General features: G+C 70.5%; 18 protein-coding genes. 13 read left to right on the top strand and 5 right to left on the bottom strand.

The annotated features are described in order from the left end of the window. On the bottom strand, positions 1–789 hold the full coding sequence (locus tag ACX114_RS04445) for a 2-keto-4-pentenoate hydratase (RefSeq protein WP_459295048.1): 789 nt from the start codon (positions 787–789) through the stop codon (positions 1–3). A 186-nt stretch (positions 790–975) separates the two neighbouring features. Between ACX114_RS04445 and ACX114_RS04440 the strand changes: the two genes are divergently transcribed. The 7 genes from ACX114_RS04440 to ACX114_RS04410 are packed head-to-tail and all read left to right on the top strand — an operon-like array spanning position 976 to position 7770. After that, positions 976–2418 (top strand): aldehyde dehydrogenase, encoded by a 1443-nt coding sequence (locus tag ACX114_RS04440; RefSeq protein WP_459295046.1) that lies wholly within the window; start codon positions 976–978, stop codon positions 2416–2418. Positions 2419–2435: 17 nt separating this feature from the next. Continuing rightward, positions 2436–2864, top strand: a complete 429-nt coding sequence (locus ACX114_RS04435) for a RidA family protein (protein WP_014393721.1) — start codon at positions 2436–2438, stop codon at positions 2862–2864. A 1-nt stretch (position 2865) separates the two neighbouring features. Next, the gene (gene nbaC, locus ACX114_RS04430; RefSeq protein ID WP_459295044.1) at positions 2866–3390 is read left to right on the top strand and encodes a 3-hydroxyanthranilate 3,4-dioxygenase; all 525 of its coding nucleotides are present in this window, start codon (positions 2866–2868) and stop codon (positions 3388–3390) included. Next, positions 3387–4403 (top strand): amidohydrolase family protein, encoded by a 1017-nt coding sequence (locus tag ACX114_RS04425; protein ID WP_459295042.1) that lies wholly within the window; start codon positions 3387–3389, stop codon positions 4401–4403. Before nbaC ends, ACX114_RS04425 begins: the two co-directional genes overlap by 4 nt. Continuing rightward, the gene (gene kynU, locus ACX114_RS04420; RefSeq protein WP_459295040.1) at positions 4400–5677 is read left to right on the top strand and encodes a kynureninase; all 1278 of its coding nucleotides are present in this window, start codon (positions 4400–4402) and stop codon (positions 5675–5677) included. Before ACX114_RS04425 ends, kynU begins: the two co-directional genes overlap by 4 nt. Continuing rightward, a complete protein-coding gene (locus tag ACX114_RS04415) occupies positions 5664–7055 on the top strand; it encodes an FAD-dependent oxidoreductase (RefSeq protein WP_459295038.1) in 1392 nt (463 codons plus the stop codon). Before kynU ends, ACX114_RS04415 begins: the two co-directional genes overlap by 14 nt. Beyond that, on the top strand, positions 7045–7770 hold the full coding sequence (locus ACX114_RS04410; protein WP_459295036.1) for an SDR family oxidoreductase: 726 nt from the start codon (positions 7045–7047) through the stop codon (positions 7768–7770). The genes ACX114_RS04415 and ACX114_RS04410 overlap by 11 nt, the downstream gene beginning before the upstream one ends. Here the strand turns inward: ACX114_RS04410 and ACX114_RS04405 are convergent. Beyond that, the gene (locus tag ACX114_RS04405; RefSeq protein ID WP_459295034.1) at positions 7767–8255 is read right to left on the bottom strand and encodes a hypothetical protein; all 489 of its coding nucleotides are present in this window, start codon (positions 8253–8255) and stop codon (positions 7767–7769) included. The two genes, ACX114_RS04410 and ACX114_RS04405, sit on opposite strands and share 4 nt — an antisense overlap. A gap of 852 nt (positions 8256–9107) precedes the next feature. Here ACX114_RS04405 and ACX114_RS04400 point away from each other — a divergent pair. The 3 genes from ACX114_RS04400 to ACX114_RS04390 all read left to right on the top strand — a co-directional run bounded on the left by ACX114_RS04400 (position 9108) and on the right by ACX114_RS04390 (position 13532). Further along, complete coding sequence (locus ACX114_RS04400; RefSeq protein WP_459295032.1) at positions 9108–9425, top strand: hypothetical protein; 318 nt, start codon at positions 9108–9110, stop codon at positions 9423–9425. Between the two features lie 112 nt (positions 9426–9537). Further along, the gene (locus ACX114_RS04395; RefSeq protein WP_459295030.1) at positions 9538–12738 is read left to right on the top strand and encodes a TonB-dependent receptor; all 3201 of its coding nucleotides are present in this window, start codon (positions 9538–9540) and stop codon (positions 12736–12738) included. Between the two features lie 41 nt (positions 12739–12779). Further along, entirely contained in the window at positions 12780–13532 is a 753-nt protein-coding gene (locus ACX114_RS04390) for a hypothetical protein (RefSeq protein WP_459295028.1), read from the top strand. On the opposite strand, the gene ACX114_RS04385 is transcribed toward ACX114_RS04390, so the two are convergent. Then, the gene (locus tag ACX114_RS04385) at positions 13504–14217 is read right to left on the bottom strand and encodes an HAD family hydrolase (protein WP_459295026.1); all 714 of its coding nucleotides are present in this window, start codon (positions 14215–14217) and stop codon (positions 13504–13506) included. The genes ACX114_RS04390 and ACX114_RS04385 overlap by 29 nt on opposite strands. Before the next feature lie 192 nt (positions 14218–14409). Between ACX114_RS04385 and ACX114_RS04380 the strand changes: the two genes are divergently transcribed. From ACX114_RS04380 to ACX114_RS04370, 3 genes are all read left to right on the top strand, one after another. Then, on the top strand, positions 14410–16053 hold the full coding sequence (locus ACX114_RS04380; RefSeq protein WP_459295024.1) for a sigma 54-interacting transcriptional regulator: 1644 nt from the start codon (positions 14410–14412) through the stop codon (positions 16051–16053). 34 nt (positions 16054–16087) lie between these two features. Beyond that, entirely contained in the window at positions 16088–16441 is a 354-nt protein-coding gene (locus ACX114_RS04375; RefSeq protein ID WP_459295022.1) for a hypothetical protein, read from the top strand. Between the two features lie 129 nt (positions 16442–16570). Continuing rightward, positions 16571–16945, top strand: a complete 375-nt coding sequence (locus tag ACX114_RS04370; RefSeq protein ID WP_459295020.1) for a hypothetical protein — start codon at positions 16571–16573, stop codon at positions 16943–16945. 73 nt (positions 16946–17018) lie between these two features. Here the strand turns inward: ACX114_RS04370 and ACX114_RS04365 are convergent, their stop codons facing one another. Together ACX114_RS04365 and ACX114_RS04360 are read right to left on the bottom strand one after the other, a co-directional pair. Then, a complete protein-coding gene (locus ACX114_RS04365; RefSeq protein WP_459295018.1) occupies positions 17019–20528 on the bottom strand; it encodes a protein kinase domain-containing protein in 3510 nt (1169 codons plus the stop codon). A gap of 147 nt (positions 20529–20675) precedes the next feature. Further along, positions 20676–23912, bottom strand: a complete 3237-nt coding sequence (locus ACX114_RS04360) for a DUF4215 domain-containing protein (RefSeq protein WP_459295016.1) — start codon at positions 23910–23912, stop codon at positions 20676–20678.

The following is a 23912-nucleotide window of genomic DNA, read 5'->3' as shown; positions in this document are numbered from 1 at the left end:
CTAGGGCGCGGCCGTCACTTCCACCGTGCCCAGCCCGTCCACGGTGAGGCGCACGTGGTCGCCGGGCTTCATCAGGTAGGCGGCGGTGGCCGCTCCAGACAGCACCAGGCTTCCTTTGGGCAGCACCTGTCCGCGCTCCGCGAGCAGCGCGCACAGCTGGATGATGGACACCACGGGGTCGCCGGAGATGGCGTCCGAGCGCGCCTCGCCCTCCACCTTGCCGTTCACCTCCATGCGCATCTGGAGCTTCGTCAGGTCCAGCTCGCGCGGGGCGCGCTCCAGGGTGCCCGGCACGAACAGCGACGACGACGCGTTGTCCGCCACCACGTCCGGCAGGCTGAAGTACTTGAAGCCCACGAAGCGCGAGTCCAGGACCTCCATCGCCGCGAAGACGGCCTCGCACGCGTCCAGCACCTCGTCGCGCGTCACGGTGCCCTGGAGCTCCTTCGACGTGCGGAAGGCGATTTCAGGCTCGATGCGCGGGTGGATGCCCGCGCCCACGCGCACCACGCCGCCCGGCTGCACGCGCATCCGGTCCGTGAGCACGCCGAAGATGGGCGAGCCCAGGTTCATCTGCTGGCGCTTCGCCTCCGACGTGAAGCCCATCTTCAGGCCCACCACCCGCTCACCCTGGGCCTCGCGCAGCCGGATGCCCTCCGCCTGCACCGCGTAGCCGTCCGGCACGGTCAGGGTCGGGTGCGCGTGCGACAGGGGCGGCACCTCTCGCCGCTCGCGCCGCGCCGCGTCCAGGATTCCAGCCAGGGCTGCTACATCCACAGTCGAGCTCATGCGCGAATCTTTTCCATGCCCGGCCCGCAATTCCACCAAGGATTCACCCGTGGAGCGGGTCCTGGCGCTGCTGGGAGCCAGACGGCCGCGCAAGCGAACGCCATCCGACGCCGACTGTTCGGAATCCTGGAGGCGGCGGACGGCCGCGACATACATTGCCGCGTCTCCCCTCAGGAGGGCGCTGCCTTGGAAAAGGTCCTCAACTACATCGGTGGCGAGTTGGTGCCCGCGGCGGGCGGCCAGTGGCTGGACAAGCCGGAGCCCGCGACGGGCCAGCTCTACGCGCACGTGCCGGACTCGCGCGAGGTGGACGTGCAGTCCGCCGTGGAGGCCGCGGGCCGGGCCTTCCCCGCGTGGGCGGCCCTGCCGGCGATGGAGCGCTCGCGCTACCTGCGCCGCATCGCGGGGCTCATCCACGAACGCCTGGACGCCTTCGCGCGGGCGGAGTCCATCGACACGGGCAAGCCGCTGTCGGTGGCCCGCACGGTGGACATCCCGCGCAGCGTGCTCAACTTCGAGTTCTTCGCGGACGCGGCGACGCAGTTCTCCAGCGAAGCGCACCCCATGGACGGCGTGGCGCTCAACTACACGCTGCGCTCGCCGCTGGGCGTGGTGGGCTGCATCTCGCCGTGGAACCTGCCGCTGTACCTGCTCACGTGGAAGATCGCCCCCGCGCTGGCGGCCGGTAACTGCGTGGTGGCCAAGCCGTCGGAGGTGACGCCGATGACGGCCTTCCTCCTGTCGCAGGTGTGCCGCGACGCGGGGCTGCCGCCGGGCGTGCTCAACCTGGTGCACGGCCTGGGGCCCCACGTCGGCGGGCCGCTCACGCGCCACCCGGACGTCAGCGCCATCTCCTTCACCGGCAGCACGCGCACGGGCGCGGAGATCGCCCGCGTGGCCGCGCCCGCGTTCAAGAAGCTGTCCCTGGAGATGGGCGGCAAGAACCCCAACGTCATCTTCGCGGACTGCGACTTCGACGAGGCGCTGGCCACCACGCTGCGCTCGTCCTTCGCGAATCAAGGGCAGATCTGCCTGTGCGGCCCGCGCATCTTCGTGCAGCGCTCGCTGTATCCGCGCTTCAAGGAGGCGCTGGTCGCGCGCACCAAGGCCCTCAAGGTCGGTGACCCGCTGGTGGACGGCACCGACCAGGGCGCGCTGGTGTCGCGCGAGCACTTCGAGAAGGTGATGGGCTACATCGCGCTCGCGAAGCAGGAGGGCGGCCACATCCTCACCGGCGGCCAGCGCGCGAGCGTGCCCGGCCGCTGCGCGAACGGCTGGTTCATCGAGCCCACGCTGGTGGAGGGCCTGACGCCCACCTGCCGCACGAACCAGGAAGAGATCTTCGGTCCGGTGGCCACGATCATGCCCTTCGACGACGAGGAGGAGGTGCTGTCGTGGGCCAACTCCACGCGCTACGGCCTGGCCGGCAGCGTGTGGACGAAGGACCTGACGCGCGCGCACCGGTTCGCGTCCCGGCTGCACAGCGGCATCGTCTGGGTGAACACCTGGATGCTGCGCGACCTGCGCACGCCGTTTGGCGGGGTGAAGGAGTCCGGCGTGGGCCGCGAGGGCGGCTGGGACGCGCTGCGCTTCTTCACCGAGCCCAAGAACGTCTGCATCAAGCTTTGAGCCCTGGAGAGCCACACGTGAGCGCTGGCGAGCGGATCGATTCGAAGAAGGCCCCGGAGCCGGTGGGGCTCTACCCCCACGCGCGCCGCGTGGGAAACCTCTTGTTCCTCTCCGGCGTGGGCCCGCGCGAGCGCGGCAGCAAGGCCATCCCGGGCGTGGAGCTGGACGCGGCGGGCAACATCGTCTCGTACGACATCGAGACGCAGTGCCACTCCGTGTTCCGCAACGTGCGCTACATCCTGGAGGACGCGGGCTCGTCGTGGGAGCGGCTGGTGGACGTGACGGTGTACCTCACGGACATGAAGCGGGACTTCCCCACGTACAACCGGCTGTGGGCGGAGTACTTCAAGGACAACCCGCCGTGCCGCACCACGCTGGAGATCAACGCGCTGCCCACGCCCATCGCGATTGAACTCAAGTGCATCGCCACCATTGGAGACGAGTGACATGGGCCGACTGACCCCCATCAACTTCAAGAAGTGGATCGACGAGCACCGCCCCCTGCTCAAGCCGCCCGTGGGCAACCAGCAGGTGTGGGCGGACCGGGACTTCATGGTCACGGTGGTGGGCGGGCCCAACTCGCGCACGGACTTCCACGTCAACGAGGGCGAGGAGTTCTTCTACCAGCTGGAGGGGGACATCACCCTGCGCGTCATCGACGAGGGGCAGGTGCAGGACATCCCCATCCGCGAGGGCGAGATCTTCCTCCTGCCGCCCAAGGTGCCGCACTCGCCGCAGCGGCCCCCGAACACCATCGGCCTGGTGCTGGAGCGCCGCCGCCAGCCGCAGGAGCTGGATTCGTTCCTGTGGCTGTGCCCGAAGTGCGGCGAGAAGCTCTACGAGGAGTCGCTGCACGTCACCAACCTGGTGACGCAGCTGCCGCCGGTGTTCGAGCACTTCTACGGCAACCCCGACCACTGCACCTGCAAGAAGTGCGGCACGAAGGTGACGCGGGGTGGTGCGCCCAAGTGAAGGTCGACATCCACACGCACCTCCTGCCCCCGGAGTTCCCCCGCTTCGCGGAGCGCTTCGGCTACGGCGGCTTCATCACGCTGGACCACCACGCGCCTTGCCGCGCGCGGATGATGCGGGATGACGGGAAGTTCTTCCGCGAGATTGAAAGCAACTGCTGGGACCCGAAGCAGCGCGTGACGGAGTGCGACGCGCACGGCGTCCAGGTGCAGGTGCTGTCCACGGTGCCGGTGCTGTTCAGCTATTGGGCCAAGCCCCAGGACGGCCTGGAGGTGGCGCGCTTCCTCAACGACCACCTGGCCGGCGCGGTGGCGACGGCGCCCAGGCGCTTCGTGGGTCTGGGCACGGTGCCGCTCCAATCCACCGACCTGGCGGTCAAGGAATTGGAGCGCTGCGTGCGCGACCTGGGGTTCGCGGGCGTGCAGATTGGCAGCCACGTCAACGACCTGAACCTGTCCGACCCCGCGCTCTTCCCCTTCTTCCAGGCGGCGAGCGACCTGGGCGCGGCCGTCTTCGTTCACCCGTGGGACATGATGGGTGAGGCGAAGATGACGAAGTACTGGCTGCCGTGGCTGGTGGGCATGCCCGCGGAGGTGTCGCTGGCCATCTGCTCGCTCATCTTCGGCGGGGTGATGGAGCGGCTGCCACGCTTGAGGCTCGCGTTCGCGCACGGCGGCGGCGCGTTCCCTGGCACGCTGGGTCGCATCCAGCACGGCTTCGAAGTCCGCCCGGATCTGGTGGCGGTGGACAACAAGGTCGCGCCGCGCGACTACCTGGGGAAGTTCTGGGTGGACTCGCTGGTGCACGACGCGGAGACGTTGCGCGGCATCGTGAAGCTGTTCGGCGCGGACAAGGTGGCGCTGGGCAGTGACTACCCCTTCCCGCTGGGCGAGGAGCGGCCCGGCACGCTCATCGAGTCGCTGACGGACCTGACGCCTTCCGTGCGCGAGCGGCTGCTGTCCCGAAATGCCCTGGAGTGGCTGGGGCGCTCGCACGAGGACTTCGCACCATGACGGCCCCTGTCTACGAGAACACCGATGTGTTCGCCTACGGCCTGGACGCGGCGGATCCGCTGAGGCCCCTGCGCGACGAGTTCCTCTTCCCCCCTGCTCCGTCTGGCGCGCCGGCCATCTACCTGGCGGGCAATTCGCTGGGGCTTCAGCCGCGCAAGGCGCGCAAGTACGTGCAGATGGAGATGGAGGACTGGGAGCGGCTGGGCGTGGAGGGCCACGTGCACGGCCGCCACCCGTGGCTGCCCTACCACGAGCAGCTCACCGACATGGTGGCGAGGGTGGTGGGCGCGCAGCCGCAGGAAGTCGTGGTGATGAACACCCTGTCGGTGAACCTGCACCTGATGATGGTGTCGTTCTACCGGCCCACGCGCGAGCGCTTCAAGATCCTGATTGAAGGCGGCGCCTTCCCGTCGGACCAGTACGCGGTGGCGTCGCAGGCGCGCTTCCACGGCTACGACCCGAAGGAGGCCATCGTCCGGCTGATGCCCCGCGAGGGCGAGGACACGCTGCGCTCCGAGGACATCCTGGCGGCCATCGAGCGGCACGGGAAGGAGCTCGCGCTGGTGATGCTGGGCAGCGTGAACTACCTCACCGGACAGGCGTTCGACCTGCGTGAGATTACGCGCGTGGCGCACGCGCAGGGCTGCAAGGTGGGCTTCGACCTGGCGCACGGGGCGGGCAACCTGAAGCTGTCGCTGCACGACGACGGGCCGGACTTCGCGGTGTGGTGCTCATACAAGTACCTCAACGGCGGACCGGGCAGCCTGGGCGGCGTGTTCGTGCACGAGCGGCACGCGCACTCGCCGGAGCTGCCGCGCTTCGAGGGCTGGTGGGGGCACAACAAGGCCACGCGCTTCGAGATGGGCCCCACCTTCGACCCGCTGCCGGGCGCGGAGGGGTGGCAGCTGTCCAACCCGCCCATCTTCCAGCTGGCGGCGCTGCGCTCCTCGCTGGAGCTGTTCGACCGGGCGACGATGGCCGCCCTGCGCGCGAAGAGCGACCACCTGACGGGCTACCTGGAGTTCCTGCTGGACCGGCTGCCCGCGGGGTACGTCACCATCACCACGCCGCGCGACCTGAAGCAGCGCGGGGCGCAGCTGTCCCTGCGCTTCAAGGGCGAGCCGAAGCGGCTGCTCCAGCGGCTGTCCGCGGCCGGCATCATCTGCGACTTCCGCGAGCCGGACATCATCCGCGCCGCGCCCGCGCCCCTCTACAACACGTACCTGGACGTCTTCCGCTTCGTGAAGGCGCTGGAGGCCCATGCCCTCGAATGAGTCGAAGCTGACGGTGGTGGGAGCGGACCTGGTGGGTTCGCTGCTCTCGCTGTACCTGGCCCGCAGGGGCCACACGGTGGAGGTGCTGGAGCGCCGGGCGGACATGCGCCGCGAGACGCTGGACGCGGGGCGCTCCATCAACCTGGCCATCTCCACGCGCGGCCTGCATGCCTTGCGGCAGGTGGGCCTGGAGGAGGAGGCGCTGAAGCACGCCATCCCCATGCGCGGGCGGGTCATCCACCCGGTGAAGGGCGAGCTGGCCTTCCAGCCGTATGGGAAGGACGACTCGCAGCACATCAACTCCATTTCGCGCGGCTGGCTGAACAAGTTCCTGATGACGCAGGCGGAAGGGACGGGCCGCGTGTCCATCCGCTTCCGTCAGCGGGTGACGCAGGCGGATCCGGCGGCGGGGATGCTCACGGTGCTGGATGAGGCCACGGGCGAGACGCGCGAGCTGCGCGACGCGGTGGTGTTCGGCACGGACGGCTCGGGCTCGGCGGTGCGGCAGGCGCTGCAATCGCAGACGGGCTCCCAGGCGGACTCGCAGACGCTGGGGCATGGCTACAAGGAGCTGACGATTCCGCCGGGTGAAGGCGGGCGCTTCCAGATGGAGAAGCACGCGCTGCACATCTGGCCGCGCGGCACGTACATGCTCATCGCGCTGCCGAATGAAGACGGCAGCTTCACCTGCACCCTGTTCCTGCCCTGGGAGGGGCCGGTGAGCTTCGCGTCGCTCCAGACGCCCGCCGCGCTGGAGGCGTTCTTCCAGGAGCAGTTCCCGGATGCGAAGGCGCTGATTCCGGGGCTCACGGAGGAGTTCTTCTCCCGGCCCACCGGGCAGATGGTGACGGTGAAGTGCGCGCCGTGGCACGCGGGTGGGCGCACGCTGCTCCTGGGAGACGCGGCGCACGCCATCGTGCCGTTCTACGGCCAGGGGATGAACTGCGGCTTCGAGGACTGCGTGGTGCTGGACGCGCTGTTGTCGAAGCAGGCGGACTGGGCCGCGGCGTTCGATGAGTTCGAGCGGCTTCGCAAGACGAACGCGGACGCCATCGCGGACATGGCGGTGGAGAACTTCATCGAGATGCGCGACAGCACGGCGGATCCGCGCTTCCTGCTGGAGAAGGGCGTGGAGAAGGTGCTGCTCAACGCGTTCCCGGGCGAGTTCGTCAGCCGATACACGCTGGTGAGCTTCAGCCGCGTGCCCTACCGGCTGGCGTACGGCGTGGGCTCCATCGCGGGGGGCATCGTGTCGGAGCTGGCGAAGGACCTGAAGCGGCCGGACGACGTGGACCTGGACCGGGCGGCGAAGCTGATTCGCGGCCGGCTGACCCCTTTCATGGAGGAGCACGCGGATGGATTTCGGCTTGAAGGGTAGGCGGGCGCTGGTGACGGGCGCGTCCTCGGGCTTGGGGCGCGCCATCGCGGACACGCTGGTGAAGGAGCGCGCGACGGTGGCGGTGTCCTCGCGCGGCGGGGAGAAGCTCCAGAAGGCGGCGAAGGAGCTGGGCGCGGCGCTCGCCGTGCCGTGTGATTTGACTCAAGCCGGGGCCGCGCGCGGGCTGGTGCGCGAGGTCACGCAGAAGCTGGGCGGGCTGGACGTGCTGGTGGTGAACGCAGGAGGCCCGCCGTCCGGGGGCTTCGAGGCCATCACGGTGGAGCAATGGCAGGCAGGGTTCCAGAGCCTGTGGCTGGCCACGGTGGATGCGATTCAAGAAGCGCTGCCGGGCATGAAGGCGCAGGGATGGGGCCGCATCGTGCTGGTGACGTCCACGGCGGCGCGCGAGGCGATGAACAACCTCACGGTGTCCAACGGCCTGCGCGCGGGGTTGCTGGGGTTGGTGAAGAGCCTGAGCAATGAAGTGGCGCCGTATGGCATCACGGTGAACGCGGCGCTGCCGGGCTACCACGCGACGGACCGGATGAAGGACCTGGGCCTGTCCGACGAGAAGGTGGCGCCGAACATCCCCGCGCGGCGGCTGGGAAGGCCGGAGGAGTTCGCGGCGCTGGTGACGTTCCTGGCGTCGGAGCCGGCCGCGTATATCAGCGGCCAGTCCATTGCGTGCGACGGTGGAGCGCTGAAGGGCTTCTAGGACGCGGCGAACACCGCCAGCACGACCAGGAACGTGAGGACGGGCACGGACACGACGATGCCCCACACGGCTTTGGGAGAGATGGCTCGCAGCAGTCCGTAGGCGCCCAACAGCGCCGCGGACACGAGCCATCCACCGAGGAAGCTGAGCACGAACGCGAGCGGCATGAGCAGGTACGACCATTCGTCGGACGACCGAGGCAGTGAGAGCTCATCGAGGACGACGGCCGCCGCGCCGAGCCCCGAGAGCAACGCCCCCGCCAGGGACAGCCACTTCCAGGCCGTCCCGGAGAGTGAGAAGGCGCCCTCCTCCCGCCAGCGTGGAGCCCGGCGCAAGGTGACGATGACGAGGGCCAGCAGGCCCAGGCCCAGCACCAGAGCCACCGGGAGCGCGGCGCCACCACTGAGCCCCGTCGCCAGCATCGCCAGACCGAAGAGGACGGAACCGAGCAGCAGGGCCGCGAAGAGCGCGAGGCGCGAGGTCATCACGGCGGTTATATGCCGACTCCGCGTGGCTCAGCGGACAGCCCGCCCCTTGAGGCGATGGAGCGCTGAGAGGATTTCGAGGTGACGTCGCTGTCCTTCCGGGGGGAAGGACATGGACGCGACGAGACGGGCGATATGCCTGGGCCTGGGGTGTCTGCTCACTGGCTGTGCGACGAGTACGGGCACGATGGTGGAGGGGAGCCTCCAGCCGCGTCACTTCCGGTTCGTCACGGTCGTTGAACAGACAGAGCCAGGGCTCGGAGGATGGAGAGAAGCCTGTGTCCATGTTCCGCTCCGGCGTGACACGGGGGAGGTCTTCAGATGCACACTGGGTGTCGGGTTGCCTGTGCAGTCCACACGTCTCGGCGACATTCCGTTGGAGCTGGCCCAGCGCATCTCGGCGGACTGCGCGAACCTGGCGGCCCAGACCGTGTTCAGCGCGACCACGCCGGTGACGGCCCTCGGGCTTGCGTGTCAGGAGTTCAGGACCACCTTCGGGACCGCGCTTGACAGAGCCATCATTGGCTCGCGTGTCAGACAGCAATGCCATCCGGCAACCCTCCGTCTCAAGTCCGAGCCCAGGAAGCCATGACACCTTCCGCCGAAGAATTGCTCGCGATTGCCCGTCTCTACTGGGGAGCCGACATGGCCTATCTCTTCCGCCAGGAGCCCGGTCCCGAGGACCTTCGCTACGAAGCCCTCTGGGAGGAAAAGAATGCTGAGAGGCCCCACTGGAGTGCCTTTGTCAGAGCACTTCGAGAAGCGCTGCCCAGTTGCGATGCCTGGAACTATGCGCCGGGACTGGCGAACCCCAGCTTTTGCGTGCTGGTCTACCCGCATCAGGAGAAGGACATGATGCGCCCGCAGATCACCTGGACGGTCGCCGGGTACCTCAGCATCCTGGCCCCCCTCTACACCGTGCACTGTGTTCGCCGGGTCTTCCTGGGGAAGCACCTCATGGAGTCGAAGGTCTTCCTCGGCCCCGTCCCGCTGGAGCTGCAAGGCATCGCGGACACGGTCGCCCGGCACATCGAGGCCGAGTACGGCGCGACGGCGCTGCCCCTCGACATCGCGCAGACGCCCGTCCCCCTCTACGTCAACTTCATGAAGCCGCCGGAGACCACCCTCTTCCACGCGCTCTTCACCTCCGAGCCCTGGAACATCCCCTGACGCAGCGAGCCAGCCTTTTTCCGCTCTAACGGCCAAGTCTCTTTGATTTGGGCTGGTGGATTTCTCACGTTTTGCGACAAAGTTCCCCGCCTTCGCCGGGAGGGGCGCAGACGTGTCCAGACGAATCCGTTTCATCCGTGGGCTGTGGCTCATGGTCGTGTTGTGGGGAGCCGGGGCCTGGGCCCAGGGCAACTCGGTCATCACCGGGACCCTGACCAACGCGCTCGACAAGAAGCCCCTGGTGGATGTCGTGGTCACCGCCACCTCGTCCCAGTTGCAGGGCGAGCGCACCGTCCTCACCGACAAGAGCGGCCTGTACCGCATCCCCCAGCTTCCGCCGGGCACGTACACGCTGCGCTTCGAGGCCCAGGGCTTCCAGCCCTATGCCCGCGACGGCATCCTGCTGAGAATCGACCGCACCATCCGCTTCAACGCGGAGCTGGCGCCGGACAACCTGAGCTCCGACGTCGAGGTCGTCGGCTCCCCTCCCACCCTGGACGTGGGCTCCAGCGCCGCCGGCGTCACCGTGGACCAGGACTTCATCCGCAACATCGCCGTCATCCGCCCCGGCACCAAGGGCTCCGCGTCCCGCTCCTTCGAGGGCCTGGCGGAGCTCGCCCCCGGCGCCACCGAGGACCGCTACGGCGTGAGCATCAGCGGCAGCTCCTCTCCGGAGAGCCAGTACGTCGTGGACGGCCTGTCCGTGAACGACCCCGGCGTGGGCACCCTGGGCACGCCCCTGTCCGTGGAGTTCGTGAAGGAGGTCAACATCATCACCGGCGGCTACATGCCGGAGTACGGCCGCTCCACCGGCGGCGTGCTCAACGTCGTCACCAAGTCCGGCTCCAACGAGTTCCACGGCTCCGTGTTCGCCAACTACGCGCCCGGCGTGTTCCAGCGGTCCGGCAAGGAGGTCCTGCGCGAGGGCAGCGTCATCTCCGCGCAGGGCAGCGCGTACAACCTGGGCGACTTCGGCTTCGACCTGGGCGGCCCCCTGCTCAAGGACAAGCTCTGGTTCTACGTGGGCGTCGCGCCGTCCTTCAATCGCATCGAGGTGAACCGCCAGCTCAACAGCTACGAGCTGTGCGCGGAGGTGGACCCGGAGAATGGCTGCTCCGCCGTGGGCGCGCGCCGCAAGGACCCCACCACCGGCTTCTCCCAGGTGACCCCCATCGCGGGCAGCAACTCCAGCCGCTTCGCCGACGAGCGCAGCGTGCAGTACCTGGGCAAGCTCACCTACAACTTCAACCCGGACCACAGCCTGTCCGTGTCCGTGTTCGGCACGCCGCGCTCCTCCGGCGGCAGCGGCAAGTACGCCTTCAGCGACGACGGCGAGCCGGAGGTGTGCACCAGCCTGTCGTGCACCGGCTTCGTGCAGGGCGCGTATGAATCCATCGCCACCCGGCGCAGCAACAGCGCCATGGACATCGTCGCGAAGCAGGCGTCGTCCTTCTTCGACAAGAAGCTGCTCGTGGACGCGACGCTCGGCTGGCACCACCAGGCGGACTCCATCCTCCCGTCGGACGGCTCCGACCTGGGCTCCGGCGAGGGCCTGTCCGCGAAGTCCAACATCGCCTGGCGCCGCACCCGCAACCCCGGCTACCACACCATCAACGAGTTCGAGCAGATCCCCGCGGGCGCCTGCGGCACCACGCCCGAGGAGCAGCGGCTGCGCTGCCCCGTGACGGCCTACTCCACCGGCGGCCCCGGCACCATCAGCGTCCAGCGCCTGGACCGCGTGCAGGGCAAGGTGATGGGCACGTACCTGCTGGAGGCCCTGGGCCACCACATCCTCAAGGCCGGCGCGGACATCGAGCGGATGAGCTTCTACAACAACCGCGCGCGCACCGGCGGCACGCCCTGGCAGGAGTGCACCGGCGGCGACTGCTTCTTCACCCTCAACCAGTACGGCTATCTGGCGGCCCCCGACCTGCCGGTGTTCCTGCCCAGCAAGGAAGGCACCTCCACGTCCACCACCGTGGGCGGCTTCCTCCAGGACAGCTGGTCCGTCATGGACAAGGTCACCGTCAACGTGGGCCTGCGCTACGACGTGCAGACCATCTACGGCCTGGACGGCGAGGTGGGCCTGCACCTGCCCAACCAGTGGTCCCCGCGCCTGGGCGTCATCTACGACCCGACGCAGAGCGGCCGCGCCAAGCTCTTCGCCAACTACGCGCGCTTCTTCGAGAACGTCCCCCTGGACATGGCGGACCTGTCCTTCCCGCAGCAGCAGCTGCTCTCCGCCACCTACGACTCGCCCCCGTGCGTGCCCTCCCGTGAGGACTCGCTGCTCGGGGACTGCACCCAGAACGCCAACCGCCAGCCCATTGGCAACCGCGAGAGCCCCAACCAGCTGTGGGACGCGCAGGGCGGCGACCGCGTGCCGGTGGATCCCCAGATTCGCGCGCAGTCCGCGGACGAGTTCGTGCTGGGCGGCGAGTACGAGCTCTTCGCCGCGAGCCGCCTGGGCGCCACGTACACCCGGCGCTACCTCAACGACGTCATCGAGGACATGAGCCGCGACGACGGCAGCACCTTCTTCCTGGGCAACCCGGGCAAGGGCTACTCCACGGACTTCCCGCTGGCCCGGCGCGAGTACGACGCGGTCAACCTCTACTTCCAGCGCGCCTTCACCAACGGATGGCTGGCCCAGGCCAGCTACACCTGGGCGAACCTGCGCGGGAACTACTCCGGCCTGTTCCGCGCGGACACCGGCCAGCTGTCCCCCAACCTCACGCGCGACTTCGACCTGGTGTCGCTCACCGTCAACCGCGAGGGCCAGCTGCCCGGGGACCGCACGCACTCGTTCAAGGTGTTCGCCGCGAAGGAGCTGGTGCTGGGGCCTCGCACCAGCATCAACGTGGGCGGCAACTACCGGGCGCGCTCCGGCACGCCGCTCAACTACCTGGGCGCGCACCCGCGCCGCAGCGGCTCGGAGACGTTCATCCTGCCGCGCGGCAGCGCGGGCCGGCTGCCCTGGGTGCACGGCGTGGACGGGCACCTGGGCTTCAACCAGCGGCTGGTGAAGGACTACGTCCTCACGGTGTCCCTGGACGTGTTCAACCTCTTCAACTTCCAGCAGTACACGGACGTGGACCAGACCTTCACCACCACGCGCGTGTACGCCATCGAGCAGGGCGGCAAGCCGGACGACCTCACCGCCTGCCTCACCGCCGGCAACCCCAACTGCAAGGTCATTTCCACCGCCACGAACCAGCCCATTGGCGAGGCGGACATCAACCCCAACTTCAAGCGGCCCACCGCCTACCAGGCCCCGCGCTCCATCCGCCTGGGCGCGAAGCTCAGCTTCTAGGCATCGACGCCATGAGGACTCCCGCGATGAAGCTTCGTTGGATGGCAGTGAGTGCAGGGCTCGCGGCGGCGGCCGTCGCCGTGGGTGCGTGCGGCAGCGAACCGGAGCCCGAGTGCGTCGTGGCTCGCGCCGTGTCGGACGGCTCCACCGGCTCGTTCGCCGCGACGTATCAGCTCAAGCCCGGGCAGAACCCGGACCAGGTCTGCGCGCGGCTCAAGCCGGAGCCGCTGGGGTTGCAGAAGTTCTTCAGCGAGGACCCGGCCGCGCCCGACACCGTGGGCGTGCGCAGCGCGCGCCTGGGCAAGCTGCTGGAGGACTTCGCGTCCCGGCTGACAGAGGACTCGAAGGCGACCGCCACGGCGGTGGGCCCGTTCGCTTCCGCGACGCCGGGGGCGGACCACTTCTGCTCGGTGCCGGCCTTGACGCCCACGCGGCTGGTGGTGCCCGCGTCCACGGCGCCTGACGGCGGCGCGCTGGCCGCGCAGGACTTCGGCTACGCGTGGAGCAACCTGCGCATCTACAACACGCCGGAGATCCCGGGCACGCAGTTCACCGCGGACCTCGTCTACGAGGAGAACGGCTGCAGCGCCGCGTACACCGTGAAGGGCATCTGGCCGGTGGTGAAGTGCCAGAACAGCACCACGAAGCTGCCGGACGACGCGCTGTGCGACCCGTACGCGGACTACGACGCGGGACGGCTGCGCGGCTCCGGCATCAACCCGCTGTTCCCCGTGAAGTGCGACCCGGACGCGCTCATCTGCGTGCTCACGGGTGAGGTGCCGTCGGCCCCGTGAAGCCGTGGCTTCCGGGACGCAGCGCCTGCGGCAGGTCCCGGAAGTCCCTCACCAGCCAGTCCGGCCGCTCGCGAACCAGGACCTCGCGCGGGAACGACGTGGCGACGGCGACACACGCCGCGCCCGCGGCCCGCGCGGCCCTCAGCCCCGCCACCGCGTCCTCGAACACCACGCACGCGTGCGGCGCGACGCCCAGCGCGGCGGAGGCCTTCAGGTACACCTCCGGATCCGGCTTGCCCCGCGTCACGTCCGTGGACGTCACACGCACGGGGAACAGGTGCTCCAGCCCCACGCGCTCCAGGGCCCGCTCCGCGTTCCGGGCCAGGGCGCTCGTGCCCAGGGCCCAGGGCACGCCCGCCTGCTTGAGGGACATCAGGTAGGCGCCCACGCCGGGGACGGGGGACACCGGCTCGTGGTCGAGCAGCCGGTGGAAGGCCCGCTCCCGGTCGTCGGTGAGCGCGGCCACCTGTTCATCATCCAGCTCCGCGCCGAACCACGCGCGCAGCGTCTCCCCGGCCCGCCGGCCGTTGGTGGCGAGCAGCTGCTCGCGCGTGGGCACGTAGCCCCGCTCGCGGGCGAACTCGTCCCACACGCGGTAGTGCAGCTCGGTCGTGTCGATGACCACGCCATCCAGGTCGAAGAGGACGGCGTCGAAGACGGTGATGTTCGAGGTCGAAGGAGTCATGGAGGTCGCGCTCTCTCTCGAAAATCCACACGAGACGCGTCACAAACCTATTCATCGGATGGGACGCGGGCGTGGCTTGAAGCCCCTACCGCCAATGCCCACCGTGCGAGCAGCCGTGGGGACGGTTTCAGAGGGAACGACGCCTGCCAGGCCCCGGGGCAGCCAGCCCGTTGTAGGCTGCCGGGGAGGTCCATGCCGCCCAAGAACCCCACGGATTTCTCCACGACCGCCGTCCGCACCCAGGGCACGCCGTCCCAGGCCGCCCAGGTGATGCCGGCGTTGACGCTCATTGGCCATGCCCAGCCCCAGCGCATCGGGGAGCGGCTGCTGCTGGACGGGTTGCTGTCCGGAGAGCGCGCGGTGGCGCTGTCGCGCAACGCGCCGGACTTCAGCCGTCCGGGCTCGGTGCTGGCGCTGCCCCTGGGGGACCCGTTCCTCAGCCGCACGCCGGTGCGCTTCGAGGCGGGGACGGACGGGAGCGTGCGGCTGCGGGTGCCGGAGGGCGGGACGCCGGTGTGGGTGGGCAGCGAGCCGGTGCGCGGCGGGCGGGAGTTCCCCGCGCAGGCGCTGGTGGCGGGCGTGCCGCTGGTGCTCGCCGGGCGCGTGGCGCTGCTGCTGCACCAGGCCACCGTGCGCGGCGCGGGTCCGCAGACGGAGCTGGCGGCGCTGGGCATGGTGGGCGACAGCGAGGGCATCGTCCGCGTGCGCGAGGACGTGCTGCGCGTGGCCGACCTCCAGGTCCCCGTGCTGGTGCGGGGTGAGACGGGCACGGGCAAGGAGCTGGTGGCGCGAGCGCTCCATGCGCGAAGCCCCCGCCGCGCGGGCCCCTTCGTCAGCGTCAACCTGGGCGCCCTGTCGAAGGACCTCATCGCCGCGGAGCTGTTCGGCGTGGTGCGGGGTGCGTTCACCGGCGCCGCGCGCGACCGGGAGGGCTTCTTCCGCGCCGCCCACGGCGGCACGCTCTTCCTGGATGAAGTGGCGGAGGCGCCTCCAGAGGTCCAGGCGGCGCTCCTGCGCGTGCTGGAGACAAATGAGGTGTACCCCGTGGGCGCGCAGACGCCGGTGCGCGTGGACGTGCGGCTCGTCACCGCCACGGACGCAGACCTGGAGGCGCGCATCCACGACGGCCACTTCAAGGCCCCGCTGCTGCACCGGCTGGCGGGTTTTGAAATCACCGTGCCCCCGCTGCGCGAGCGCCGCGAGGACATCGCGCCGCTGTTCCTCCACTTCGCGCGCCAGGAGTTGGAGTCCACGGGCGAGGCGGGGCGGCTGAGCTCCTCCGACGCACGCGCGGAGCCGTGGCTGCCCGCGTCGCTCGCCGCGCGGCTGGTGCGCTCCGCGTGGCCCGGCAATGTGCGCCAGCTTCGCAACGTCGCGCGGCAGCTCGTGATTGGAAGCCGGGGCCTGCCGGGGCTGCGCGTGGATGCGCGGCTGGAGCAGTCGCTGGACGCCGACGCGCTGCCCATCCCCGGGCGCCCCCTGAGCGAGCACGCGCCCTCCCCTGCCTCGGGGGACACGCCCGCGCCCGCGGAGACGCGCGCACCCGCGCGGCGCAAGCCCTCGGAGGTGAGCGAGCAGGAGGTGCTGGAGGCCCTGCGCGCCTGTGCGTGGGACCTGAAGGCCACGGCGGACTGGCTGGGCATCCCGCGCTCCTCCGTGTACGTGCTCATCGACAAGAGCTCGCTGCTGCGGACCGCGCGCGACCTGAGCCCGGAGGAGATCACCCGCTGCTTCCATGAGTGCGAGGGCGACCTGGACCGCATGGTGCAGAAGCTGGAGGTCTCCCGCCGCGCGCTCCATCGCCGCGTGCGGGAGCTGGGACTGGACGCGAGCTGAAGCTGGTACGGGGACTGCAATGGCGGCGGACACCATGCCCACCACCACCATCGACGTTTCCACGACCCCTGTTACCTACGACCCCAGCCCCGATGTGAAGCACGGCGACACGGTGGTCTTCACGCTGGGCAACGCGCTCAGCGCCACCGCCACCATCACGTTCCCCAACGGCACCTGCCTCACCACGTCCGGCCCGTACACACTCGGGGGCCCCACGATGGCGACCGCGCCCCTGACCGTTGCCATGACGGCGGCGCGCGGGGTCTATGCCTTCGACGTGGACTTCAACAGCGGGCAGGAGTCCCTGGCTCGCAAGGGCCACGAGTGGGACCGGAAGAACGGCGGCATCGACGTGAACAACGACCCGCCGAAGGAGCCGCGCCGGTAGGCGCCGGACACGTCAGCTCCCGGACCGGGACGTGTCATTGACGCGTCCGGGAGCGCGCGGCGGTGAAACATCCGCGCGCATTTTCAAGACATGAATGTTGGTACAGGGACTGCAATGCTGTGCGGACCTATGGCCTCCATCACAGTCGACCTCTCCACGAATCCCATCAGCTACAGCCCCGGCCGCGAAGTGAAGCACGGCGACACGGTGGCGTTCTCGATGGGCAGCTACCCTTCCTCCTACACCGCCACCATCACGTTCCCCGACGGGAACTGCCTCGTCGTCTCCCCCACGCACCCGTACCCGTACCAGCTTGGAGGGAGCCCCGCGCTGGCGGTCTCCTCGCTCCCCGTCTCCATGACGGCGCCGAAGCGGGTCTACGAGTTCAACGCCGTCATCGACGATGGGTCGAGCAGCCGGAGCGAGGACAAGCTCGGTCCCATCGAGCTGGACCGGAAGAACGGCGGCATCGACGTGAACAACGACCCGCCGGAGACCATCTGACCGACGGACCCGTCAGCCCCGGACCGTGCCGTGTCATTGACGTGTCCGGGGCTGCGTGTTCGCGGTCCGCGCCTCAGGGCACGGGCGAGCCCGCGACGGGTTCCGCTGACGGGGTGCGGAGGGTCAGCAGTCCCGCCCTCACCTCGCGCGCCTGGCTCCACCGGGGACGGGCCGTCACCACCGCGTCGGCCAGCTCCAGCCCACGCTTCAGCCCGGCCGCCGCATCCTGCCCGTCCTGGATGCGCCACCGCGCCCACGCGCCGTGGAGCCGCGCCGCCGCGAGCCGGTACTCCAGCCTCGGGTCGAGCTTCATCGCCTCCTCGAAGGCCTGCGCCGCGCGCGTGAACTCGCCGTCCGCCGCGCCGTGGCCCCGCGCCATCCAGCGCGCCCGCAGACCGGAGGCCTCCGCCAGGTAGCGCCAGGCATTGCCCAGGCGCGGGTTCTGCTCGCGGGCCCGGCTCAGCGCCGTCTCCGCCTTCGTGAGGTCCGCCGCCGGATCTCTCGCCTGTGACAGCGTCCACTCCGCGTGGCGCACCCAGGCCTTGCCCAGGTTCGCCAGCAGGTCCGCGTCGTCCGGCAGCCGCTTCAGCGCCTCGGCGTAGTCCTCCACCGCGGCGCGCAGCGCGGCGCTCGGGTCTTCGCCCTTCGCGAGCTGGAGCTCCGCGCGGAAGACCTCCCACTCGCCCAGGTTGTTGAAGGCGAAGCCCTGCGTGGGCGCCAGGGCGCGGGCCTTCTCGAAGGACGCCTTCGCCTCGTCGAGCAGCGCCTTCGTGTCGCCGCCCTCCTCCGCGCGCAGCTCCGCCTGCCAGAACACCGCGGAGCCCAGCGCGTTGTGGAGCGCGGGCTGCTTCGCGTTGAGCGCCAGCCCCTGCCGGTACAGCGTCAGGGCGCGCTCCAGATCCACGCTGATGTCCTCGCCCTTCAGGTAGCGGGCTCGCGCGAGCTGCTCCGCCACCTCCGCGCCGTTGAAGCACGCAACGAAGTTGTCCGGGTTGAGGGACAGGGCCCGCGTCAGCGCGCTGTTCGCGCGGCGCAGGTCACCTGTCGCATCCGGCGCGTTCGGAGCGTCCGCCCGCTTGCGGTACGCGACGCCCAGGTTGATCCACGACAACGGCTGCTGCTCGCTCAGCTGGAGCGCCGTCTGGTACTCGGCGATGGCCTTGTCCAACAGCGGCAGCGGCTCTCCGCCGTTCGCGGCCTCCGCGTCCGCCTGTCCCAGCCAGGTCAGGCCCAGGTTGTCGTGGAACGCGAAGTCGCGGTCCTCCGGGCGCAGCTGTTCGAAGGAGGCGATCGCGAGCTTCAGCTGTCCGCGCGGGTCCTCCCCGTGCAGCTGCTGATGGCGCGCCCACTGGCGATGCGTGAGGGCCCGCTCCAGCGGGATTCGGTCGCTCGGCGTGGCCACTCCTTCCGCGGTGCGCAGCGCGGCCAGGGACTTCTCCAGCAGCGGAGTCACACCTTCGCCGCCCTGGTTCATGCGCTGCTGCGCGAGCCGGCGGTGGAAGCGCGCCACCAGCACCAGCGAGCGGGCATGGTCCGGCGCCGCGGCGAGCGCGTGCGACAGTGCCTCCAGGCCCCGCTCGTAGTGCGGCAGCACGTTGCCCTCGCCGTACAGCTCCATCACCAGCGCGGCCAGCTCCAGCCGCCCCAGCACCGAGTGCACCACGGGCTGACTCTCCGCCGTGGCGACGGCGGCCGTGTAAGCCTCGCGGCTCAGCGCCAGGTCCGCCTGCGAACCCGCCCGGTCTCCGCCGCTCCAACGCCGCGTGGCGCGCGCGAGCAGGATGTCGCCACGCAAGAGCGGCGCCTCGTAGAACCACGGCGACTCCGTGCCCGGCGCGTCCAGCAACGCCAGCGCGTCCTCCGGCCGGTCCTCATAGAAGGCGAACAGGGCCTTCACGAACGACGGCGGCGCGGGGACATCCGGCCCTTCCGCCTGGCGCAGGTACGCGAGCGCAGGGTCGCGGTAGCGCCCGTTCAGCTCCTTGAGCCGGGCCTCGCGCTGCGCGGGGGCACGGCGCTCCACGTCCAGCAGCAGCTGCTCGCGGTACAGGTGGCCCAGCGTCTGCGCCAGCGCCCACGCCACGCGGGGCTCGCGGTAGCCGTGCGCCCACGCGGACTCCAGCTTCGCGTGCGCGCCGTCCAGGTCGTCCAGCGCGAACAGGGCGCGGCCCAGCGCGTACTCCCCGGGGCCCACCGCCTGCGCACCCGCGCGGGCAATCTCCTGCTCCAGCGCGGCCATGCTCGCGCGCAATGCCTCGCGGTCCTTGCGCGTGTCGTGCAGGCGCGACAGGGCGGAGTAGCGCGCCGAGGACTCGATGCGCTCCACGCGCTCGGTGAAGGCGCGGGCCAGCCGCTCGCGTTCGGCCACCTCGCCGCGCGCGAGCTGTGCCTGCGTGAGCGCGCCGGCCACCACCGCCACCACCGTGCCCCCCAGCGCCAGCGCCGCGCGATGCTTGCGGACCTTCTTGGCCAGCCAGTAGCGCGCGCCATGGCGGGCCCGCACCGGCTCGCCGGAGAGGAAGCGCTCCAGGTCGTCCGTGAAGGAGCGCACGGAGTCGTAGCGGAGCGGCCGCTCCTTCTCCAGGCACTTGAGGACGACGGCCTCCAGGTCCTCCGGGATGTCCGGCTCCAGCATGCGCGGACGCGGGGGCGGCTCCGCCTGGAGCTTCGCGAGCACCTCCTTCTCCGTCCCGCCGGTGAAGGGAGGCTGCCCGGTGAGCAGCGCATACAATGTCGCGCCCAGCGCGTAGACGTCCGCGCGCCGGTCCAGGCGGTGGCCCTCGCCCCGGGCCTGCTCGGGCGGCATGTAGTGCGGCGTGCCCAGCACCGCGTTCGGGGTGGTGCTGTCCTCGCGCCAGTCCCGCGCCAGGCCGAAGTCCATCACGAAGGGGAGGAAGCCTCCGTCCTCCGTGCGCTCCACCAGGATGTTGCCGGGCTTCAGGTCGCGGTGGACCAGCCCCACGCGGTGCGCGGCGTGCACGCCCTCCGCGGCCTGGCACAGCACCCAGACGCGCTGCTCCAGCGTGAGCGAATTGGAGAGCTGCCCCAGCGACGGGCCCTCCACGTAGCGCATGGCGATGAAGGCGTGCCCGCGCACCTCGCCCACTTCGTAGACCTCGCACACGCGCTCGTGGCGCACGCGGGCCTGGGCGCGGGCCTCGGACAGGAAGCGGCGGGCCAGCTCCGGGTCCCCGTCGCGCACGAACTTGAGGGCCACGTTGCGGCGCAGGAGCGGGTCGTAGGCCAGGAACACCTGCCCCATGCCGCCCTGCCCCAGGAAGCGCACGGGCTCGTAGCGGTCCCAGCCGGGCACCGGGAAGGAGGGCACGCCCTCCACGGCCAGCGAGGACGGAACCGCCGTGGACAGCGTGGCGGCCTCCTGGATGGGGACTTCCCCCCGGTCCGTGCCGCGAGCCAGGTCCTGCCGCAAGAGGTCCAGGGTGTCCTCCGACAGCCGGCCCCGCTCCTTCAGCAGCTCCAGGGGCCGGCGTTGCAGGCGGAGGGCCTCCTCGCGCAGGGCGGCCGCCTCCTCGGAGGACAGCAGCCCCTCGTCCAGCGCGAGAAGGACCTCCTCCTCGTACATCTCTTGATGACCTGCCCCGGGCACGGACGGGAGCATACGGGGAAGGCCGGGGGACACGGGAGCGCCGCCGGAAGGGCGCCATGGGAGGGAGCGAGGGGGCGCTCCCGGGAAGGGGGAAGGCCGGCCCCTCCGGCGGGCTCCGTGAGGCTATGCGGCGCGGCGCTGACGGCGGCGCAGCCCCGGCACTCCCATCAGGCCCAGCAGGGCCAGCCAGGAGGCATCCGGCGCGGTGCTGCACCCGCCGCCCGCGAAGGCGCGCGTGCTCACCACCGTCCAGGTGTACTCCGACGGGGTCTCATCCGTGTTGCCGCTGCCATCCACCGCGCGGACGCGCAGGACATGGTCCCCGTTGCCCACCGTGTAGCTGTCGCGGCACGGGCCCCAGGCGCCACCGTCGAGGCTGCACTCGAACGTGGAGCCCTCCTCCGTGGAGGCGTACTCGAACTCCGCCGTGCGGCTGGAGGTGGTCGGCTCCGGGCCCTTCACGATGGAGGTGTCCGGGGCCTGGTTGTCCGGCACCACGCCGTCCACCACGAAGGGGACCGCGGTGGACGGAGGGCTGGTGACGCCCGCGGGCGTCTGGGCCGTGGCCGTCACCGTGTGCGGGCCATCCGTCAGCGGCGTCGTGGGGATGCAGCTCCAGTTGCCGGCCGCGTCCACGGTGGCGGTGCAGATGACGGTGGTGCCCTCACGCACCGTCACCGTCGCGCCGGGCTCGCCGGTGCCGGTGATGGCGGGCGTGCCGGTGGTCACGGTGGCGTTCGCCGCCGGGCCGGTGATGACCGGGGCCGGGACCTCCGTGTCCACGACGAAGGGGACGGCGGTGGACGGGAAGCTGGGGCTGCTCGTGGGCGTCTCGGCCGTGGCCGTCACGGAGTGCGGGCCGTCCACGAGCGGCGTCGTGGGCGTGCAGGTCCAGTTGCCGCTCGCGTTGACGGTGGCGGTGCAGATGACGGTGGTGCCCTCACGCACCGTCACCGTCGCGCCGGGCTCACCGGTGCCGGTGATGGGAGGCGTGCCGGTGGTCACCGTGCTGTTCGCCGCGGGGCCGGTGATGACCGGGGTCGGCGTCGCGGGCGCGGGCTCCTCCGCCACGCACTTCTGGGAGACCGGGTCGCAGTACGCCTCGCAGACGTTGGACGCGGTGCACGTCTGGCCCACCTCCAGCAGGCAGCGCGGCGAGCAGGTGTCGCCGCCCACCAGGTTGCCGTCGTCGCACACCTCGGCGCCCGCGCGGATGCCGTCGCCGCACGTGGTGCCGCAGACGCTGGGCGCGCCGTTGCAGCTGTAGCCCGGCTCCACGGCGCAGGTGGCGTTGCACCCGTCGCCCACCACCGTATTGCCGTCGTCGCACGTCTCGCCCACGTCCACCGCGCCGTTGCCGCAGGTGTTGAGGCACGCGGCGCCAGGGACGGGACAGCTGTAGCCCGGCTCCACGGCGCAGGCGGCGTTGCAGCCGTCGCCCGCCACCGCATTGCCGTCGTCGCACGACTCGGCGCCCGCGCGGATGCCGTCGCCGCAGACGGTGGCGCAGGCGCTGGGCTGACCGGAGCAGCTCCAGCCCGGCTCCACGCGGCAGCCATTGGAGCAGCCGTCGCCGGACGCCTGGTCCGCGTCGTCGCAGGTCTCGTTCGGATCCACTGTGCCGTTGCCGCACGACTGGGTGCACACGGAGGGGCCGTTGGAGGGCGTGGAGCAGGCGTAGCCGTCCTCCACGCGGCACTCGGTGGCGCAGCCGTCGCCGGAGTTCAGGTTGCCGTCATCGCACTGCTCGCCAGAATCCACGTTGCCGTTGCCGCACGTCTTCGCGCAGGGCTGGCCCGGCGTGGCGCAGGCATAGCCCAGCTCCAGGGTGCAGGCGTTGGAGCAGCCGTCGTTCAGGTTCGTGTTGCCGTCGTCGCACAGCTCACCGGCGTTGAGCACGCCGTTGCCGCACAGCGGGGCGCAGACGGACGGGGCGCCGTTGCAGGAGTAGCCCGTCTCGATGCGGCACGCCGCGGAGCAGCCGTCGGAGCTGAACACGTTGCCGTCGTCGCACTGCTCTCCCGCGTTGATGACTCCGTTGCCGCAGGAGGCCACGCAGGCCTGGCCCGGCGTGGGGCAGGCGTAACCGCTCTCCACGCGGCAGCTGGCGTTGCAGCCGTCATTGGCGGCGGTGTTGCCGTCGTCGCACTGCTCGCCGGGGTTCAGGTTGCCGTTGCCGCACGTCTTCGCGCAGGTGCTGGGCGCGCCGGCGCAGCCGTAGCCGGGCTCGATGCCGCAGGTGGCGTTGCAGCCATCGCCCACCGTGGTGTTGCCGTCGTCGCACTCCTCGCGGGGGGAGATGGCGCCGTCACCGCAGCGGTCGTCGTAGGCGTCCACGAAGAGATAGCGGAAGGCGTTCGGCGGGTTGTCGTCGTTCTCGTTGCACAGCTCGATGCGGTTGAGGCCCGGGCGCCAGGCCGCGTTGGTGCCGAACTCGCGGAAGATGTTCTTCTGCCAGGGCTGGCCCGCGGGGTTGTTCACGGTGACGGGCGTGATGGCCACGCCGTTCACCCTCGCGATGGCGAACTCGTTGTCGTTGAAGGTGGCCAGGCGCAGGCGGAACTGGCTGATCTTCGTCGGCGAGGGGATGAGGAAGTCCTGGTACACGCACGTCTCCACGCCCTGGGCGGCCATGAAGCGCGCGGTCTGCATCTCCAGCGGCCAGTCGTTCGCGTCGCGAATGCCGGTGGACGCGCCGGTGGTGGTGCCGGAGTAGAACCAGTGCGGATCCACCGCGCCCGTGGGCAGGCGGCGGTTCTGCGCGTCCACGCCGGTGTTGAACACCGCCACACCCGCCCTCACGCAACGGCTGGGGCTGCCCGCGCAGGCGAAGCCGGGCTCCACCTCGCACTGGCGGCTGCACCCGTCGCCCTCGAAGCGGTTGCCGTCGTCGCAGACCTCCTGCGCGTAGGACGGATACGCCTGGTTGTTGAACACGCCGTTGCCACACAGCGACAAATCGCACGTGGCCGTACAGCCGTTGCTTCCGCTGGTGGTGTCGCCGTCGTCGCACAGCTCGCCGGTGTTCACCACGTTGTTGCCGCACAGGCTGGCCAGCGAACACGCGCTGCCGGGCACGTTGCACAGGTAGCCCGCCTCCACGGTGCCGGTGGACGAACAGCCGTCCCCGCTCGCCGTGTTGCCGTCGTCACACTGCTCGCCGGGCTGGAGACGGCCGTCACCCACGAGCGCGGAGGACTGGCTCGTGAGCACGGGTTCGGAGGCCGCGGGCTGCGGCGTGGACGGCTCGCAGCCCGCGAGGAGGAACAGCGAACACAGCGCCAGGGCGTGGAAGCCCGCGCGCAGGGCCGTGCGGGGTGCGTCTCCCCGGACGAAGGAATGCATCAAGGTCGTGAACAT

This window comes from Corallococcus sp. M7, assembly GCF_054512695.1.
Note: the sequence above shows the minus strand (reverse complement) of the source record. Positions and strands in the feature narration are given on the sequence as shown.